The 15,726-nt window shown below is 33.1% G+C and carries 13 protein-coding genes and 1 tRNA gene; 6 read left to right on the top strand and 8 right to left on the bottom strand.

The annotated features are described in order from the left end of the window. The first annotated feature begins 1,056 nt into the window (after positions 1-1,056). Positions 1,057-1,470, top strand: a complete 414-nt coding sequence (locus IGJ27_RS08025; RefSeq protein ID WP_010718761.1) for a DUF4231 domain-containing protein — start codon at positions 1,057-1,059, stop codon at positions 1,468-1,470. Between the two features lie 213 nt (positions 1,471-1,683). Here the strand turns inward: IGJ27_RS08025 and IGJ27_RS08020 are convergent, their stop codons facing one another. Then, positions 1,684-1,956, bottom strand: coding sequence for a hypothetical protein (locus tag IGJ27_RS08020; protein ID WP_010737819.1), 273 nt, complete (start codon positions 1,954-1,956; stop codon positions 1,684-1,686). A 650-nt stretch (positions 1,957-2,606) separates the two neighbouring features. After that, positions 2,607-3,458, bottom strand: coding sequence for a hypothetical protein (locus tag IGJ27_RS08015; RefSeq protein WP_178305850.1), 852 nt, complete (start codon positions 3,456-3,458; stop codon positions 2,607-2,609). 466 nt (positions 3,459-3,924) lie between these two features. Here IGJ27_RS08015 and IGJ27_RS08010 point away from each other — a divergent pair, with 466 nt between their 5' ends. Continuing rightward, positions 3,925-5,709 carry a glucosyltransferase gene (locus IGJ27_RS08010; protein ID WP_178305851.1) on the top strand — a complete coding sequence of 595 codons (1,785 nt, stop codon included), beginning with the start codon at positions 3,925-3,927 and terminating at the stop codon, positions 5,707-5,709. Positions 5,710-5,800: 91 nt separating this feature from the next. Here the strand turns inward: IGJ27_RS08010 and IGJ27_RS08005 are convergent, their stop codons facing one another. After that, positions 5,801-5,950, bottom strand: coding sequence for a hypothetical protein (locus IGJ27_RS08005; protein WP_010718765.1), 150 nt, complete (start codon positions 5,948-5,950; stop codon positions 5,801-5,803). 456 nt (positions 5,951-6,406) lie between these two features. Between IGJ27_RS08005 and IGJ27_RS08000 the strand changes: the two genes are divergently transcribed. Beyond that, positions 6,407-6,625, top strand: a complete 219-nt coding sequence (locus tag IGJ27_RS08000) for a hypothetical protein (protein ID WP_010737815.1) — start codon at positions 6,407-6,409, stop codon at positions 6,623-6,625. A 224-nt stretch (positions 6,626-6,849) separates the two neighbouring features. Here the strand turns inward: IGJ27_RS08000 and IGJ27_RS07995 are convergent, their stop codons facing one another. From IGJ27_RS07995 to IGJ27_RS07980, 4 genes are all read right to left on the bottom strand, one after another. After that, entirely contained in the window at positions 6,850-8,652 is a 1,803-nt protein-coding gene (locus IGJ27_RS07995) for a glycerophosphoryl diester phosphodiesterase membrane domain-containing protein (RefSeq protein ID WP_081127321.1), read from the bottom strand. A 92-nt stretch (positions 8,653-8,744) separates the two neighbouring features. Next, on the bottom strand, positions 8,745-9,341 hold the full coding sequence (locus IGJ27_RS07990) for a TVP38/TMEM64 family protein (protein ID WP_178305852.1): 597 nt from the start codon (positions 9,339-9,341) through the stop codon (positions 8,745-8,747). A gap of 414 nt (positions 9,342-9,755) precedes the next feature. Further along, a complete protein-coding gene (locus IGJ27_RS07985; protein ID WP_025480148.1) occupies positions 9,756-10,091 on the bottom strand; it encodes a hypothetical protein in 336 nt (111 codons plus the stop codon). Continuing rightward, entirely contained in the window at positions 10,060-11,388 is a 1,329-nt protein-coding gene (locus tag IGJ27_RS07980; protein WP_178305853.1) for a DUF1576 domain-containing protein, read from the bottom strand. The genes IGJ27_RS07985 and IGJ27_RS07980 overlap by 32 nt, the downstream gene beginning before the upstream one ends. A 254-nt stretch (positions 11,389-11,642) precedes the next feature. Here IGJ27_RS07980 and IGJ27_RS07975 point away from each other — a divergent pair, with 254 nt between their 5' ends. The 3 genes from IGJ27_RS07975 (at position 11,643) to IGJ27_RS07965 (ending at position 14,470) form a co-directional block, all read left to right on the top strand. Further along, entirely contained in the window at positions 11,643-12,209 is a 567-nt protein-coding gene (locus IGJ27_RS07975) for a TetR/AcrR family transcriptional regulator (protein ID WP_010737811.1), read from the top strand. A 196-nt stretch (positions 12,210-12,405) separates the two neighbouring features. Beyond that, positions 12,406-12,493, top strand: a tRNA-Ser gene (locus IGJ27_RS07970). A 612-nt stretch (positions 12,494-13,105) separates the two neighbouring features. Then, positions 13,106-14,470, top strand: coding sequence for a DUF6056 family protein (locus IGJ27_RS07965; RefSeq protein WP_178286036.1), 1,365 nt, complete (start codon positions 13,106-13,108; stop codon positions 14,468-14,470). 79 nt (positions 14,471-14,549) lie between these two features. On the opposite strand, the gene IGJ27_RS07960 is transcribed toward IGJ27_RS07965, so the two are convergent. Beyond that, positions 14,550-15,497, bottom strand: coding sequence for a glycosyltransferase family 2 protein (locus IGJ27_RS07960; RefSeq protein ID WP_010718832.1), 948 nt, complete (start codon positions 15,495-15,497; stop codon positions 14,550-14,552). Between the last annotated feature and the right edge of the window lie 229 nt (positions 15,498-15,726).

The raw sequence follows: 15,726 nt of genomic DNA, 5'->3' as shown, positions 1-15,726 counted from the left end.
CAATGATTTCATTAAATCCTTTGCTAAATTTAAAACCGAAAGATTCAAATCTGACTTTGAGTAGCTAAAGACCTCAACCAATCATTATTGGCTGAGTTTTTTTTTCGTTCTTATATTAATTGTCCTAACTCCGGTTTCAATATGCATATAAAAAAGTAAAAATAATAGAAAAACTAGTGATAGTTTTGGTGATAGTGATATTAAAAATCAGAAAAGATGGAAAAAGCAGGAGATAGATAAAATACTGATATTTCGGCGTTTTCTAACGGTACAAAAGAGAAAAAAAGTAATAAATGTACACATGATACAAGAAAAACATGTTCGCACTTCTAGGCAAACCAGGCTTTGAAGACCTTGCCAAAGAATTGAACGAACGTCTTTAAGATAAGGAGTTATAGGTAATTATTAAAAATAATTATCCAAAACAATTTGCCTTTAAAATGAAAAATGATACTCATTGAGGTATTTATAAAAAAGGATGGCTAATTATAGCCATCCTTTTTTGGTTTGTTGGCAGAGAAATATATTGTCCAGAAAATTTTCGTTGTTGATTATTGATATAGTCATTGGACTTATCGAAGTTCGTTCAATACTTTCATATGACACTTGATCATATAGTTGAATAATAGAGATATCTTTATGACTTATATCTTCATGCTTCATGCCAACTTTTCGGTTAGGCACTGCTTACACATATCTACCATTATGGACAGTTAGGGGAGAGATGGGCACATTTGTCAATTCTGTGGGCAATAGTATTCACAGTTTAAATTTTTTAAATCAATCAAGCTTACTTTGCTCGGTTGGTCAGAGATTGTGAGCATAAATCAAATGTAATTTTTATGTCGTCTGTAATGATTAAATCTTTGTTCAGATCTTTTCAATAGCTTTTATCCGTGCACGAATACTATCATTGACAAATATATAATTATTTTGATAAAATAATAATTGTTATTTAATAGCCATTTGTCTTGATTTGTAATTAGCTGAAACATAGGTAAATCTAATTATAATAGTTTTACGACCAAATTTTAATAAAGTGAATGGAGAAATGATATGGATCAAAAAGCGTTTATTGAATCGATTGATTCTACAATTAATAAATTAAAAAAAGATATTCAATCGTATAATAGAATCATTGGCATAGGGAATATTATAAAAATCGTATTATCTGCTGCTATTCCTATTTTAATTCACGAGGCATCTGATCATAAGTCTTTGTTATTAGTCGTTTCGATTGCTTCCGCAATCATAACGATTATTCAAAGTGGAATGTCTGCGTTTAATTATCAAAACAAAGTACAAACCGCAACACAGGTTCTAATGAAAATAGAAAACGAGAAGCTACTTTATGTAACAAAAACATCCCCATATGATAAAACGGATGAAGAAAATTTTCATTTGATTGTTTCGACACTTCAAACGGAGTTGAATGATATCATTTCTGACTTTAATCAAGTAAGCAATTAACCATATCATCCGTTTAAAGATAGAAAGGTACCAAAGAGACAGGAACAATAAGTAATCCTAGAACAGCATTTATATATAAATAAAAAATGAACTTAATTTTGCTGATTTAAAAAGGTATCCAAACCTACTCGCTGAGACAGATGGATACCTTTTTTCTTTTACAAAAAAGTTCTGATTTTTTTAGACGGGAGTTATATACTTCAAAACTAATTTTTATTTTTTACCAATAAATTCTTTCTTGATTTTTTTAAAATCAATCAGTATTTTCGTGGGACCGAGCACATGATATTCTTTGACGACCAATTGGTTTCTTTGATTATAATAGCCACTGATTACTAATTTCATTCCTTCATCTACTTCAGCAAGAAAGTTTAAACCATGACCAGCGATTAAACAGTTCGTATCATTCAAGCTAAATCTTATCAAGGGACGAGCCCCAATTTGTAGTATTTTTATTTTTGTTACTGTGCCATATTTCTTAATCATTGTGGACTCTCCCTTATGAGCGATTTCGAGGATGCCAATCCGTAAATATTCTTTAATAGCATTAAACGAACAAACGTTCTTTTTGTAAAGGAAAAACGCAAAAAAATTTATGGTATTTAAGCTAATATCCGACTATTAATATCAGGGGAATGGCTGTAAAAATTTTCTTTTTTTTTGTATGACCATGCTTAAGTAAAGTTAGGAGAGACCGGACACCGGAAATGTTCACAATAAAAAATAAATTAGGGAGACAAATCTTACATTGTGCTTTGAAAATGGATAAACGGTGTTCAAAGAGCTGACCTTCGGCGATAAGTCAAAAAATCTCAAAACATGGAGAGCTGTTTCGAGATTTTCATCCTTAACGCTCAGGTCAAAACGCTCTTTTCACAACCTCTGATTCACGGTGTTCAAGCATCAACTCTTGAAATAAGCCTAAATTTTTCAAAATATGAGAAACTATTTCAAAAAATTTTTTCTTATTGTCATCGGAGTTCCCCGATGCTTTCACAACCTCTGATTGATGGGGGTAAAGCGCCATCCACTTGAAATAAGCCGGAGAGTCCAAAATAGTAGAGACTATTTTCGGATTCTCCGGCTTAGTTATCAGAGCTAGACACTGCTGTCACAGTTCATTTTATTATTTTAGATTAACCACGCTTACACAACGTATATCCACGTGCTTGGGCCTCTTGCAGCGAGATAGCTACGACAGAATTTGCATTGTTAAGTCCCGAGCAGTTCGGATTTAAATGATATTTTGTACCATGATCTGGAGCAATATAAACCGTTTGTTCGTTGTTTTGTTGCGGTGTTTGTGCTGCTGCAACTTGATTGGCTTGTTCTTGTGCGGCCGCAGCTTGCCGTTGTCGTTCTGCTTCAGCTGCCTCATTTGCTTTGATCGTTGCATCTACTGTAGCTAGTCGAGCAGACAAGTGTTGATTGCCGTTTGGAATAGCCTGGATTAAAGTAGCTGCTGAGTTATAGTTTTCTCTAGTTGGATGAGCTTCAGCTTGTGATAGTGCTGTTGTTGCTTCATTTTCAGCTTGTTTTTGACGTTCTTCTTGTGCTTTACGCTCAGCTTCAATTTTCTGTTTTTCTTCTTCTTGTTTTTTGCGCTCAGCCTCAAGTTTCTGTTTTTCTTCTTCTTGTTTTTTGCGCTCAGCCTCAAGTTTTTGTTTTTCTTCTTCTTGTTTCTTACGCTCAGCTTCAAGTTTTTGTTTTTCTTTTTCTTTACGTTCAGCTTTTTGTTTCAGCTGTTCTTCACTAGAAGTACTTGATGTTCTTTTTGTTTCGATCTTTTTTTCAGATTGTGTGCTTGCTTTTGAACTATCGGAATGACTGGTAGGAGAGATAGACGCTCCGAAAATCATAAGAATAAATGCTGTTCCTATAATAATAAAGTTTCGTTTTTTATTCCCTTTTTTGAAAAATGATCGAATCAGTCCTACTAACCCCCAACAAATACCAATTAAACCTACTAACACTAAAAAAGTTCCCATTTTTTTCCTCCAAAAATAAAAATATTTTCCTTCCATGTAGGAATGAAAGAAATAAACCTCCTAATAAAAAAATATATCATTCTGTAATACTTCTCTAAAGATGTACAAAGTTGTTTTTTATCTAAAAATTAAATTACAAAATAAAAAATGTGAATTTTTGATCACCTATTGATAAAAATAGATATATAAAGGAAATGATTTGCACAACAGCAGATTACGATAGTTACAAAGTGGAAAAGATCAGTCATTAAGTTAGTACAGTATAAATCTTGTTTTTAACGCTTAGAACCTGCTAAAAAAGCAATCAAACAAGTTAATAAGAATCTTTTAAGGTTAATATCAATGAAATGAATTTTTGCTATACTTATTAGAGGCTTATTGAATAAGGAGTTGAGTGAATTGGTTAAAAATAAATTATCAAATATGATTAGTATCAAGAAGAAAGGCGGAGGAAAGGTTAGGGTACATGGATAGAGTAAAGGAAATGCTTCAGTATGTTAGGCAAAAACAACTTTATTTTATTTGTGGTATCGCTCTAATTCTTACACTAATACGTCTTTATCTCTATTACAAAGCGACTTACAGCATCGATATGACAGCTAGCTATGATGACCAGCTTTTTATTCATTATGCCCGTAACTTAGTGGACGGGCAGTGGTTAGGAGAGTACAATGCTAAAACTTTATCAAAAGGTATTTCTTATAGCTTATTTTTAGCTTTTGCCAATAAAATTCAGCTACCATACTCGCTATTATTAGGTGGGTTTAATATTTTAGCTAGCGTGCTGATTACACTGAGTGTAAAGCCGATCGTTAAAAAGAATAGTATCTTGTTTTTTATCTATGTCTTTTTTTTATTTTCACCAATCGGTTTTACCCATGAATATTCGACACGTATTTATCGAAACGCCATTGTAATTCCATCTGTCGTAATTATCGTTGCTTGTTTATTAGCTATTTATTATCGTAAATATCGTGCAACAAAAACTATTTTACCTTGGTTTTTCTTGTTGTCTCTAATCTTTCCATTTTACTGGTATATTCGCGAAGATTCACTCTGGTTGTTGCCGTTTGTTCTGGCAGCCTTAATCATTAGTTTTGTTCAGATTTTATTAGGAGTGGATTTTAGACCAACGAAAACTGTTGAAAAGTTTCTTTCACAAATTACCTTTGATCGAAGAAAACTGATCAAGCTCAGTTTGTTTTTTCTTCCTATGATCAGCTTTATCGTGACAAACCAAATGATTAAGCATAAAAATGAAGAAGTCTATCATCTTGCAGTAGTCAATGATCGTACGAGCGGAGAGTTTGCTCAATTGATGAAGAACTTGATTCGAATAGATGATGGAACGAACATAAACAAAGAGAACAGTAGGATTTGGGTTTCTCATGAAGCGTTAAATAAAGCATTAGCTGTGTCACCTGCTTTCGCTAAAGAAGCTGCTAGAATCAAAGAATTATATACGACACATGCTTGGACTCAGGCAGGAAAAGTAAAGGAATTAAAGGGAGACATTATTTTTTGGGCACTGCGAGATGTGTTGAATGAGTCTGGCTACTATCAAAATAACGCAAAAGAAACCAATGATTTTTGGAAACAAGTCAATCAAGAGTTAAGGGCTGCTTATCGTAAGGGAGATTTGAAGAAGAAACGTGAAGTCTACTTAATGAGTACAGGAGATGGGAAGATTGCCGAGGATATTCCAGTACTCTTAGATTTTTTTAGGACAGCTTATAGTGACAATTTATTTTACAAAGATTTTCATCAAGGAGGGAATTACAGTTTTGGAACCCATGCGGATGTAGAAGCAGCGCAAAACTTTTTGCGGGTTCCTTTATTGAATAATTGGATTAATAGTGAAGATCCACAATCGCCAATTTTAGTTTTATCAAAAACAGCGAAAATCTCTAATATTATGATTGCGATTTATCAAAAGACAAGTGGTGTTGTTCTATGTTTAGCGATTTTAGGATTTTTATTTTTGATCTTAGGTTCAATCTATGCAAAAAAAGATCGAGGTTTTTATTGTTCTGCACTGGTCATTACTAGTGGTTTGATATTGACCCAGTTTTTATTTTTATTTGGGGTTTCATGGTTTTGTTCCTACTCGCCAGAGCAAAAAGATTATTTTCTAAGTGTGTATACGGGGGCAGGAGTACCAATCATGCAAATTGCGATGGTTATAATCTTTCTGGGAATCAGCAAAATTTCATGGGGGAAAATAAAGCACAAACTCAAATTGAATAAATAATAAAAGACGTTTGCTAACTGTATTAGTTGCAAACGTCTTTATTCTTTTTTCGATCCCGAGTTGTTTTCGGTCATTAGAAATGATTCACTCCTTATTTGGATTCATTTAATGCACGGACAGCTTGTTCAATCGTGATACCAAATGCTACGTTGTTTTCATTTGTAGCATCAATTGCCATAAATTGATTGGATACAGTATCAAATGCAACTCGGTATTCAATATTTGTTTTAGTAAATGTCATGTAAGTCACCTCTTTTTTTATTAATGTAAATTGTGGTTGGAATTTTCTGTTAAATTTTCCTTCCTGTAATCAGTGTAGCACCCTTATTTTTTTTTCGCAATTAATTGCTATGTCAACAAGGGATTCTTAATTTTCTGTGAGTCCAATAAGCAATCCAATCAATAACAGGATAAATACAGTAGCTTGAATAACAATCATGAAATTCCCTCCTCACAGAATAGTTTAGATGCTTTTTCGGAGGTTTACACGAACAAAAGGCTAACAGTTTCAAACAAATCTGTCACTTATAAATTACAATTATATCTTGGTATTAGTTATGTGAGAAAAAGGGGGAACTAGATTGAAATCGTGTAATTCTAAGAAAAAATATAAAAAAATTCAATAAATCGTTTTCAAATCATCTTTTTTTTGTTATTATAAATTAAAGATTAACAAAATAAAGGAGGGAATTGAGAGATGTTAAAATTAGAAATAGGCAAGTCATACATATGCAAACCGATTGGAGTGAACTATGAAGTGATTGGTTGCGTGGAACGTACATATACTAATACAGCTGTTATTTTTGTAGAAAGCTATGATCAGAGAGATCGGTTGGCTGTTTACGATAGTAAGTTTCGTCTACTAGTTAAACTGGACGAAATTTATACAGTAGCAGAATCTGCTTTGGTTTCATAAACACTTTTTTTGAGAAATATCGTAAACTTCTCTATAATTAGAGGAGAGAGAAGGGAGCGAAAAAACATGCAAAAAAGAAAGAGTTCAGGTAAAATGGGCATTATCTTAGCAGTTATTTCTGCTATTCCGGCAATCTTAGCAGTGGTTCGTGCGGTGAAAAGCGCGAGAGAAAGATAAAGTAATTGAAAAAGAGCCCCATGGATTCAATCCATGGGGCTCTTTTTTTAACCAACACCTAAAACGAAATTCAATAATTTATCTGAATAGGTGATCTCTTCATCCATTGCTTTGATATTTTCATTTAAGATAGTCATTTGATCAGTAATGATCCCATCAACACCATAAAACATCATACGACTGATTCCATCTGAGTCGTTAACCGTCCAGACATACACTTTTTTACCATCTTGATGAGCTGAATCAATAAAATTCCGATTGATCGTACTATACTCCATCGTCAAAAAGTCAGCCGGAGTAACTGGTGGTCCAACAATATTGAATGGTAGGATGTAGCCTACATAAAAATTAGGATTGGCATTTTTCAGATCAGATACCGTCTGATACGTAAGACTTTGTAGAATATGCTGATGAGTTAAAATGTTTTCCTCATATTTTTTGACAAAGCGATCAATGATATCTTTAGAATCATTTTTTGAATTTTTGATTTCGATTAAAAGTTTTTGATTTAATTCATTGGCTCTCTTTAAATAAGTATCAAAGGAAACGACAGGTTCTTTCGCACCGTTTTCAGTTACTTTTAACTTTTCTAATTCTTTCAAGGTTAGATCTTGTGGTGCTTTATTTATCCCTGTTAATTTTTTTAAGTTAAAATCATGCATGACAACGAATTGACCATCTTTGGTTTCTTGTACATCCATCTCCACATAATCAGGATGGTAGGTACGACTTGTTTTTTCTAAAGCAGCTAAAGTATTTTGGGCACTGTTACCTCCACTGACACCACGATGAGAAATCGTTACAGGTTTCGTTTGAGAAGCAGAAGTCAAATAATCCATATTGTAGAGACAAACACCTACACCAAAAAATACAGCAAATAAAACTAAGCTTGTATTTTTAAGAACAGAAAAACGTTTGTTAGGAGATTCTAAACGAAACCAGTTAGGAGTCTCAGGAAGAAAACCTTCATCATCCATGAAATCAATAATAATGTAAAAAATTCCGACTGTTGACATAACGATGTTGAATAAAAGGATAGCTTGAAGAATCGTCATTGCAAAAACAGCGCTAATCAATGAATAATTAGGGAAAAATTGTTCTACAATTATTTGTGCGAGGAGCACAATTAAATAGCCGGCAAATGAAATGAGTAAAATACTACCACCAATAATGATGAACTGTCCAAGGATTGCAAAAAAACGTGATTTGGTTAAATACCAACTTTCTTTAACCGCTTGTTTAAATGGTCGATCACGTAGAATCATTTCTGGTAAGGCAAAAATGAGACGGATACCAATGTAAGCTAAAAAGATATAAAACAGAATGAAGCTACTAACCACGATCCAACGATTAGTAAAAATAAAATCCATGATAAAAGCTGGGATTTTAACTTTAGATAGTAAATCAGAATTAAAACTTAACCCACTAATCGGTAAAATAAGTACGAAATAAGCTAAGAAAAAAAGAAAAGTCAATGGGCGTATTTTTTTTAATTGACGAAACGTTGCTTGAAGTAACTGTTTCAACGAGATAGGTGTTTGTTTCTTAATAAAGTAAACACTCATCAATAAAAAAGTAAACTCAAAATAAACTAGGAGTAAGATAGTTAGTAAGACAGCAGTCAAAGACAATAAGACACCTGGGTGCTGTGAAAGGATCGTAGAGATATTATCACTAGATATATAATCAATGGCTCCTCGATTCAAGATGAATCTGGTCGTACTATTCAATAAGGGTAAACAAATAAATAAAATAAATAAATGCATAATCAAAACATCACGAAAATATGCTTGAGTTCCTTTAAGAAAGTCCCAAGCATTTCCTAAACTTCTTTTTAAATAAATTAACATTCAATCACCTACCATAAATATTATAACGTAAAAATAAAAATAAGTGGACAGATTGCGCAAATACTTAACGCAGTACGCCCACTTATCATAAACTATCCTAGTAATCCACTTAAGAAATGTCCACCATAAATCAAAGCCATGCTGTATAAGAAAATCGAGAGGGGTTTTGCCAATAAAATGATCCAAATATATTTTTTTACAGAAATATTTGTTAGACCAGCCATTAAACAAAGCGCATCATCAGGGGCCACTGGTAGAAAAATTGCTAAAGCAAATAACTTTTCAAAACGATTCTGGTTATCGAGCCAACCAACATACTTGTTATACGTCTTGTCACTGACCATAGATAAAATAAATGGTTTACCATACCGTCGACCAAGTAAAAAGATGATGATCGAACCGATACAAATCCCTACATAATTATAAATAAAACCAGCATAAGGTCCAAAAATTAATACACCGGCTGCTGTACTTATCCCTCCAGGAATGATTGGAATAACAACTTGCAGGATTTGGATTAAGATGAAAATGATAGGACCTAAGATAATTGAATCTCCAACTAATCCTCTTAAAGAATTTAAATCTTTAAATACACCCAAATTGATAAAATAAATCGTTAAGCCTATCGAAATTACTAATCCAATGATAGATATAAAATTGATCAATTTCCGTGATGCCGCAATGTTCAACGTCTATCAACTCCTTTGATACGTTTTCTTATATTACTAATGTACTTTATTAGTGACTCTTTGTGCCACTATTTTAAATGACAGTTATCAAACAATTTTGTAAGTTGTAATAAGTATAATTTAAAAACGATTCAAAAACATCCAACTAAAGATGTATTTGAAGTATTATTTTTGTGCCTGTAGTTTTAGGAAAAAATATCCTCTATTAAATGAAAAATCGGCGTTCAAGTATTAAATCTTTAAAATAAGCTGAGGAAACTAAAAGAAGAAGTTTTTGCTTTACCTCTTCTGCGTTTCTAGCTTACTTACGTGGATAGAATACTCTGAACGCCATAACTATATGAAAGCTAAAGGGAATATCTCAGGGGAGTGAAAATCAGTGTCTCATTTTGTCTTTTCACTAAGCCTGTTGAATCAAAGGATTCGTCTAAATACTTTTATATTTAAGATGGGAAGTTCGTACATGAGTTCCACATCATCAATCAGACTTCCAAGTAATCGGAAATCTGATTGATCCAGAAAAACATTTCCAAGCTCTTGGTAATATAGATCCATAGTAGGATTTCTTGGTTCATTGAGCATTTCCGCTAACTCATGCAAATCAGAAGGAGGAGAATAACAAGTTCCTTGAATTTCAATATATAATCCTTCGGGTGTTGATTCTAGCCCAATCCTTATTTCAGTGATCTCGTGAGAATAAAGATAGGTTAAAAATTCACTAATGATTCTTTTTGATAATTCTTTTTCCAATGCCATCCTTTTCCTTTCTGCCAACAGTCAGGCTGTCTAAGATCGGTACAAGAAAACCTGCAACGAATCCAGTTGAGAATCCACTATTATATAGGCTTAATCCGCCATGTAATGCACTGACGTTATGGACTAAGACAATATGCAAAAATCCAGCTAAAATACCAAAAATACTACCGTAAAAACCACTAATAGGAGCAAGTGCAGTACCAAATATCACTGCTACGATCATTGTTGTTTGAGAGGCATCATGGATAGTAGCCAGATATGAAGCAAGATAAATCCCTATAAGTATAGGGAAACTGTTCTTTAGATGACAACCAAAGGCACTGAATCCAACTGAAGATAGGATTGCACCAATAATCGGGCCGTTGAATTCACCACCAATAAGAAGAACATAGATGGAAAGCATCAGCCCTACTAACCCCATGTTTAGTAAGGTGGCACCGATACTTGAGATCGCCATAAAATCAGTAGTTACTTTTCCTGAAGTTTGAAAAATGTCATGTAAACCAGTGAGCTTCCATGAATTAATAAAAAAACCAAATAGCGTAGTTAAACTAAAAAAAAGAAAAATGACTAATGTAAGTTCTTGATGGTAGCCTGTTGAAACGAACGATTGAACTTCAATTGAAAAATCAAATAACCGAAGGATACCAGCCACGACCATGGCGATCAATCCAGAAGTAAAACCAATATTATACAAATTGAATCCACGATGAAAAATAAGGGTATGCGATGCCAAAGGAGGGAGTAAAAAACCAACGAGTATACCAGTCAGATTACCAAATAAAATACCTAAGCCCAATGGTAAGTTCATACCGAAAGTGATATAACTAACTACAGGTGACAAGGCACTAGCAAATAAGCCAACCATAATATACTGTGAAAATGGTTTATGTACAAAACGTGCATAGAGATAGACACCCAAAATAATGGAAAGAGAGTTATACAGATTTTTTCCAAAAAAAGAAAAGCCTGTGACGGTTAATACAGAAGCAAAGATTAGTCCATTTAGATAGACTTTATGATGATAGCAAAGAAGTACGGACAACAAAGTCAGGACACCAACATTAATAAATGCGCTTCCAAAACCACCTATTGCCAAATAATCGGTCATCAGATTACTAGGAGAAGTAAGGATATTGTTGAGTCCCTCAATAGTTTCAACCGGATGTCCAGAAACAAGTCCGATTATTAGAAAAAACAAGCCAGTAAATGTTAAATAAAAATACTTATTTTTTTGAGATGGCTTTTTTTTGATGGGGTGAATATAAATAACGTCGTTTTTATTAACCATTACATACCTTCTTTGTCGTTTTCTTTAACTATAACGTGAAAGAAATCTTTTGGTCAACTAACAGTTACAGAAAAATCAATTTTTGTAAGGGGAAACAGTATTTTTGTTTATTCTTAAATAATATTGTATCATTGTTAAAAATAAATAAGAAAAAAACTTAAAATATAACGTTTTGAGTAAATTATTTGCCAAAAACTGTGTATATCGGTTACAATAAAACAACATATACTGCAGTAAGAAGTGGGGGAGTTTTAATGAGAAGAAAAGTCTATACTAAAGATCAAATTCTAAAAGCTGCTTATGATGTTGTTGCAAAGGAAGGTTTTAAAGGGTTTACTGCGAGAAATATTGCTAAAAAAATGGGTATATCCACACAACCTATTTATTTAGAGTTCAAAAACATGGAGGATTTAAAAAATACTTTATTAGACTCAATTTTTGAACAACTCAAAGAAAATGTTTTTCCAGTTGAACGTACTGGAGATAAAATTATTGACCTAGGTTTAAACTATATCTACTTTGCAAAAAAACATCATAGTCTTTACATGGCATTATATATCGACGAACATGGCGATGGACAAAAAATGCATGATTTTTCTTATAACTATTTCCGTGAAATCGTCAAACAAGATCATCGATACAACCAGTTGTCAGATGAATACGTTGATGCATTACACACTGGAACCTGGGTTGCAGTTACCGGAATCGCATCTTTAATGTCTTCAAACATCATGCACCCAACTGAAGAACAAATTATTTCGTTCATCAAGCGAACGATTGATTCTATTCTTTCTTTAGAAAATCCTGAAACAATTAGTTAGATCTACTTATGAAGTGTGATAACACAAGGTTCATTCCAATACTCTTTCTTACTTCACATTGGGCACTATTTAAGAAGGAGCAGAAAATGATTCTTGTGTTTTTTTGTCTTCTCATAAAATAAATATGCCGGTTTTTGATTTCTATCGGGAAATAGGCTTGACTTTTTACTAAAAAAAGTTTAAAAATAATAGGTATGGAAGGTTGGCAGAGTGGTAATGCACCGGACTCGAAATCCGGCGAACCGGCTAATACCGGCGCGCAGGTTCAAATCCTGTACCTTCCTTTATACCAACGGTTAGACACGATTTAGGTCGTGTCTTTTTTGTTGTGTTTTTTAATCTGAATTATTTTTTGACTCCCCCGAAAGATTATTTTTATGGTGAGATATTAAACTCACACTTTACTCAAAAAATAAATCAATAGTGTTTAAGTAGCAGCTTCTTGGAATAAGCTTGAATTTTTCAAACATGGAAAGATGTTTAAAAAATTCTTTCTTGTTGTCATTGGAGCTACCCGAAGTTTTCATAACCTCTTTTTGTATTCCGAATTTCTGTCAGATGCCTATCGATAGTTATTGTAACTTTTGTCTCTTCATGAACGATATCATTTAGAATGGAGAATTTATGAATGTTTCAAAAATTATGCGGTGTTATTTGTTTGGAGTACTTATTTTTCTTGTAAAGTTTTATTAACAAGTAATGAATACTTTTTTAGCCGAATATGGTTGATCAAACGCTTTGGAAAACCAATGAATGAAACCTGTTAATTGTTATGTTTATTTTTGATAAAGTGACCAGTTTGTTCATTATTTAAAAATAAAAGGATAAAAAAAATATAGGAAACAGATGCCTCTGTGTTATAATTGCTGGGATAAATTATAAAAAGGAGTTTAATAATGTACTGGAATAAAAAAAGAATTAATAAAGAATTATTTTTTTTGCTTTTAGTTATTTGGCTTGGTTTTTTATTTTTCAATCTATATATGCCATCATTTAGAGCAGACGATTTAGTTTACTCAAATAGATTAGACCAACTAGGGTATTTAGGAGCTTCGATCGAACATTATAAAACTTGGAGTTCGAGAATTATCATAGAGCTGTTTATGATGTTTTTTTCTAAACATTTTCTGCTGTGGAAATTTGTCAATTCAATCATCATGTTGGGCACGGTCCTGATGATTTGTAAGTATGTTTTTGAAAAATTGGACGGTAAGAACGTGTTGCTAGTTACATCTGTCTACTGCTTAGTCCCACTTACCGTGATGGGGGAAACAGGCTGGGAGTCGACAACTTTGAATTATCAATGGTCCGTTTCATTTTGCTTATTCGCTTTTTTCCCATTCTTCCAACGCTTAAAAGGAAGAGCTATCACTCCTAGTATTTATTGGTTTAGTTTGCCTTTCCTGATATTTGCTGCTAACCAAGAACAAGTGAATGCGTGCTTTTTTACTTTAACGGCCATTATAACTGGCTATTTATTATATAAAAGAGCATATCATCGCTTATTGATTCTCCCATTGCTCATAAGTTTTATTGAGTTACTATTTTCGTTGACAACACCGGGGAATGCCATCAGGACATCTCAAGAAATTAGTAAGTGGTTTCCTCAATATGATCAATTTGGGTTTATTACTAAATTGGATTTGGGTATTTCTTCTTTTGGAAAGCCTTTTTTTCTAGATACAAATGTATTGTTCTTAATTTTGTTCTTATTTGTTTTTTTACTTTCTTATAACAAGTGCAAAAATTATTATGGCCGCTTATTATCTGCTATACCTTTTTTCTTGAATCTGATTATCTATCTAGGGAATACGATGGGTGAAAGTTTTATACACATTCGTGGCAATAGTCGTGCACAAATATGGGATAGCAGTCACTTAACAAAGCTATTTACCGATACTGGAACGAATCTGTCACTTACTCGTCCTGGATCATGGCTAGCGACTTTACTTGTTTTAGGTTTATTGGCTTGTTTGCTCCTAGGGATTTACTTAAGTTTTGAAAATAAAAAAACAGCATCTTTTCTTATGTTGTTAATGATGATGGGCGCTTGTTCAAGAATAATTATGGGATTTTCTCCTACGATCTGGGCTTCAGGAATGAGAACTTATTATATTTTATATATTGTTGTAGGAATTTTAGTGTTAATGCTGGTAAAAGAATTGTTGAAAACCTGGAATCCGCAAAAAGCAGAACTCGTACAATTTAGTTTGACTATGCTGGGGATTGGGACCATTGTTTTGACCATCATAAATAGATGAAAATAAAAAAAAGACTCAAGTTGTAGGAAATCCAACAGTTAGAACACTAACTATTGAGATCGTTACAACTTGAGTTTTTTTATTTCTCGCTTTGATAGTTTTTTGGATTAATTTTTTCAGTCTCTCTGATAATATACACTGGACGTTGTTTGGTTTCTAAAAAGATTTTTCCAATGTATTTGCCAATTATTCCAAGACACAATAATTGGATACCTCCGATAAACAAGAAAATAGAGACCATGGAAGGCCAGCCAGCTGTAGGATCACCATACAACAGGGCACGTAAAATAATAAATAAAATAGCAAGACCTGAACCAATACATGATAATGCCCCCACGAATGAAGCAATTGTTAATGGTGCATCTGAAAAGTTGACGATTCCATCAATAGAGTAATTAAATAATTTCCAAAAAGACCAAGAGGTTTCACCAGCTACTCGTTCACGGTTTTCAAAGGAAATATACTTGGTTTTAAAACCAACCCAACTGAACAAGCCTTTCGAAAAGCGGTTGTATTCAGTTAATTCCAAGATAGCATCAACCATTTGGCGAGTCATTAAACGGAAATCTCTCGCTCCGTCAACCATTTCAGTATCACTGATTTTATTGATTAGCTGATAAAATTTCTTAGCAAAAAAACTACGGATCGGTGGTTCACCGTCACGAGTCGAACGACGAGTACCGACGCAATCAATATCAGATTGCATAATTGTTTCAATCATTTCTGGTAATAGATCAGGTGGATCTTGTAGATCAACATCCATTACAGAGACAAGGTCGCCAGTAGAAGCTTGTAAACCAGCATATAAAGCAGCTTCTTTCCCAAAATTTCGAGAAAAGGAAATAAAGCGTACATATTCATGGTCATTAGCTAATGCTTTGATTGCTTGTAATGTATTATCTCTTGAACCATCATCAATAAACAAATATTCAAATTCATGTATTCCCTTAAATTTTTCGACCTCGTTAAAAAAAAGAGGAACTGTTTTTTCTTCGTTATAGCATGGAACCACAATTGATACTTTCATAACATTACCCTTTCCAATAAAGATCCTTCATAATAATAACATGAATGAATCAAAAAAAATATAGTTTTAGAGATAAGTAAACGAACAAAGTCTTCTTAGCTATGTTCGAAGAAATAGAAAAGAAAATATAAACCAGATACTAGGCGAGATGAGGTCAGATCTAGTTAGGTTTATTTGTAAGTGGAAAATATATTCTTGTTTTTAAACGAGATTGTTCCAACGGAATTTC

This window comes from Enterococcus sp. DIV1726a, assembly GCF_051710985.1.
GTDB lineage: Bacteria > Bacillota > Bacilli > Lactobacillales > Enterococcaceae > Enterococcus_B > Enterococcus_B hirae.
Note: the sequence above shows the minus strand (reverse complement) of the source record. Positions and strands in the feature narration are given on the sequence as shown.